Raw genomic sequence first — 3,372 nt, 5'->3', positions numbered from 1 at the left:
CAGTCACTTATTAATATAACCGCCCAGCAGCGCTGTTATATCAATTAAAGTGGCTACCGCAAGTTTCACAGCAGTAAACTTGCCCAGGGGCTTCACTGCTTGACGGTCGTGCCCTTGGGGTATAAAAACCCTTCGTTTTGGGTATATGTTAAAGCAATTATATTTTTCACCCAAGAATGCTGTGACATACCTCACAAAACATAACTAACAAACCACGTTCACTAATAGTAAGAATCATTAATTTCATAAACAGGCTATTAATAGACTGGAAAAACCATTTAAAACCCATTCAAAAACATTAAAATTCAATACTGTTCACAACAAAATATACAACCTATTTATATGATATACTTACCAACCTAAACGTGAAATTTTTCTTATAACTCTTTAGTATTATAAATAAATTAAAAAGCGTGGCTTAATTTAATTACAAAAAAAAAACAAATCAGGACAAGCCAGCTATGAAGAAATTTAATAAATTCATGTTATGCTGTGCACTCGGTAGTTTAGCCTCTACCTGTTTTAGCTATAATAATAGCTATAATCAGCATAATTACTCTCCATCCGCGACCTTAATACTGCAAAATACAACTTTAAACAACCAAGTTAAATACATTAATTTCTCTTCAACCACTGAAGAAAAAATAGATTATAAAAATTTTAAAATAATAGAGAATGATATATTAGAAAATAACACTATTTATTGGATTGATTTCACTCAGAGCATCAGTCAAAATGGAGAACACCTGAATCATAAAAAAGTAAAAAAACTCTTTGGTATAGTTTACCAAGAGGATATGCTTTTGATTAGTAGCTATAAAGGAAAACTCCTCTATACACCTTTTAACTCAGCAAACAGTACACTTTTTTCCCAGTTAACCAATCAACTATTAAATAACTCACACGCCTCAAGAAAACGTGTTGCGAGAGATGTAACAACAAACCCATCCAAAGAATCTACGGTCTCAGACGATAAAAAAGCCCCCCCAAATGTATCGTTTTATATCAATGTATTCAGACCTATTGCTGATGAAGAATGCACGTTTAAACGATCCCACCTGTGGGATAGAGGAAACGAAGTTTTTTGTGATAATGCGAATATTTCACTCGTCTATCGTATAACCTGGCAACGTTCGCTAAAATACGGTGCTTCAGGTTTAGACACACCGGATGCCAAAATCGTAAGGATATCACTTGATGAGCAGTCTGCAGGGGTTGGTATTCATCTAAATGATAAACTTGACCATAGGAAGAATAAAGCAGGTTATGTCACTTTAGACGCCTTTATGAATGATTGGAGCACCGATGTCTACGCACAATATTATAATTTCACCGTAAAAGCACACGATGATAAAGCTGTCATACTAAAAACATTCCCAACCACCAACCTAAATGCAAACTTTACCCAACGTCATATTTCCAGCTTTGAAATTGGTGTAACCGGTGGCTCAGAGTGGAAAGCTGGGCATAACCCTCAAGCTAAACTAGAAGCTTCGTATAAATACTCTCAAAGTCGTTGGCTTTCTTTCAACACGCAAGACTACGCGGTGAAGAAATCGAACCCAAGTAATAATGAAGTCAGCTTTAAATGGGAGCGTGAACAATATGCAACACCAAAGTCATTATTTAGTAAATGGACAAATGCACTTTGGGATGTTTCATATCCAATTGACAAAACTAGAATCCGATCTATAGGCTATTCTAGTTTTACCCCAAATTTCGATATTATTTATAAAGCATCACCTTCAGCTACAGGTTCTACAACCATTGATGTGACATCGTCAGTATTAATGCGAGCGGTTTATGCTTCTGCATATAAACATTATTATGTCGTTGGCTCTCATGCCTCGTATAAACCCGTCCACGTTGAAAATAAAGAAATAAGTATTACTAAAAGCTTTGATGTGGATTGGGAACACCCTGTTTTTCTAGGAGGCTATCCTGTTAATTTACAACTAGCAGGCTTTAATAATACATGTATCGCACTGGATACAGCAGGCTTTGTGCAAACAGAACAATGTGACTTAGATAGCACAGCCCAATCATTCATTTTTGACTCACTAGGGCGCTATGTTAGTACATCAAATACGTCACTTTGTTTAGATGGTCATAGCTTACACCGACTCACTACATGTGACTCACGTTTGAGCCAACGGTGGACATGGAAAGATAAGCAGCTTGTGAATAACGCAAATGACAAAGTACTATCACATAATATATCCACTAAAGAACTTTACTTAGGAAGTAATTCTTCATCATCAAGCAATAGCAAAACAATCACTGCATTTACTAATGTATTTTCTTTAAAGCGGCAAAACCAAACTTCACAGCCTACACTCAGTACCTATTGTAATGAGTCATTCTCTCGCAATACCAGTAGCTCATACGAGTTAGTGCCATGTGAACCAGTAAAAAATCTTTCTTCAACGGGCTATCAATCATTTTTTGTTCAAGTACCCTATGACTATAAAGGAAACCAGCTTGAAGTAAGCTTACATGGTGGCAGTGGAAACGCCGACTTGTATATCAACAATGGATCTTGGCCTTGGCATGATCACCCAACAGATTATAAATCAACAAATGCGGGTAATCATGAGCAAATCATTATTCCAAATCCAGAAAAAGGCGCGACCTATTATATTGAGGTTCATGCAAACACAAGCTACGAGGGAGTATTGATAGAAGCCAGACTATAATCTCATCCTCAGCCTAAAGTATTAAAACCTCAACTGACTTATACTATCTTAAGTATTTATTAGTTGAGGTTTTAGCTTTAGTATGCATTTCCATATAGCTTCACGAATACTGTTTTAATATACCCAATACGAATTTTTTTTAGTTCGGCCATCGAGTGACGAAGCCTCATGAGCCTATATCAATAGGTGATTGGGGTGAGGTGTGAAGATAACAAAACCTAGAAATCATTCGTATTGAGTATATTTAAGCTAAAATCAATTATAGAAACATGAATACACTAAGTTAACAACTATTCATTCTATAATTGGGCAGTCAGTATGAACAAAATCTTCTTGCTATTCATAGGAATATTATTATCCGGTAATTTATTAGCGGATAAAAAGATAAATATTTGCACGGACAATAACTTTTGGTATCCCTTCACCTTAGTAAAAGAAGATGTTCCCGCAGGTATACATGTTGACATAATAGGCAAAGCACTTAATAACCTGGGATACCAACCCAACTTTAAAGCACTTCCCTGGAAACGCTGCCTTGATCAGGCAAAACAAGGTGAGTTTGATGCAGTTGCTACAGCATCATATACCCAAAGCGTTTGAGTTTTAGGTGCAAATATTCTCGAAACCACCACCGAGTAGTGACTTTAACGCATAGGCGTGCTGATCGATTTTGCTA

General features: G+C 36.3%; 2 protein-coding genes. Both read left to right on the top strand.

All coding sequences use genetic code 11. The features are described 5' to 3' along the window. Positions 1–461 precede the first annotated feature (461 nt). Positions 462–2,696, top strand: a complete 2,235-nt coding sequence (locus F607_RS31935; RefSeq protein ID WP_051311840.1) for a leukocidin family pore-forming toxin — start codon at positions 462–464, stop codon at positions 2,694–2,696. Positions 2,697–3,014: 318 nt separating this feature from the next. Continuing rightward, positions 3,015–3,296 carry a transporter substrate-binding domain-containing protein gene (locus tag F607_RS0125730; protein WP_027710309.1) on the top strand — a complete coding sequence of 94 codons (282 nt, stop codon included), beginning with the start codon at positions 3,015–3,017 and terminating at the stop codon, positions 3,294–3,296. Positions 3,297–3,372: the final 76 nt, after the last annotated feature.

Origin of the sequence: Zooshikella ganghwensis DSM 15267, assembly GCF_000428585.1 — a bacterium.
Taxonomy (GTDB): domain Bacteria; phylum Pseudomonadota; class Gammaproteobacteria; order Pseudomonadales; family Zooshikellaceae; genus Zooshikella; species Zooshikella ganghwensis.
This window is presented reverse-complemented; position numbering and strand designations above follow the sequence as displayed.

Coding starts and splice junctions, on each gene's coding strand:
- F607_RS31935 (WP_051311840.1), top strand. CDS start 462: ATGAAGAAATTTAATAAATTCATGTTATGCTGTGCACTCGGTAGTTTA.
- F607_RS0125730 (WP_027710309.1), top strand. CDS start 3,015: ATGAACAAAATCTTCTTGCTATTCATAGGAATATTATTATCCGGTAAT.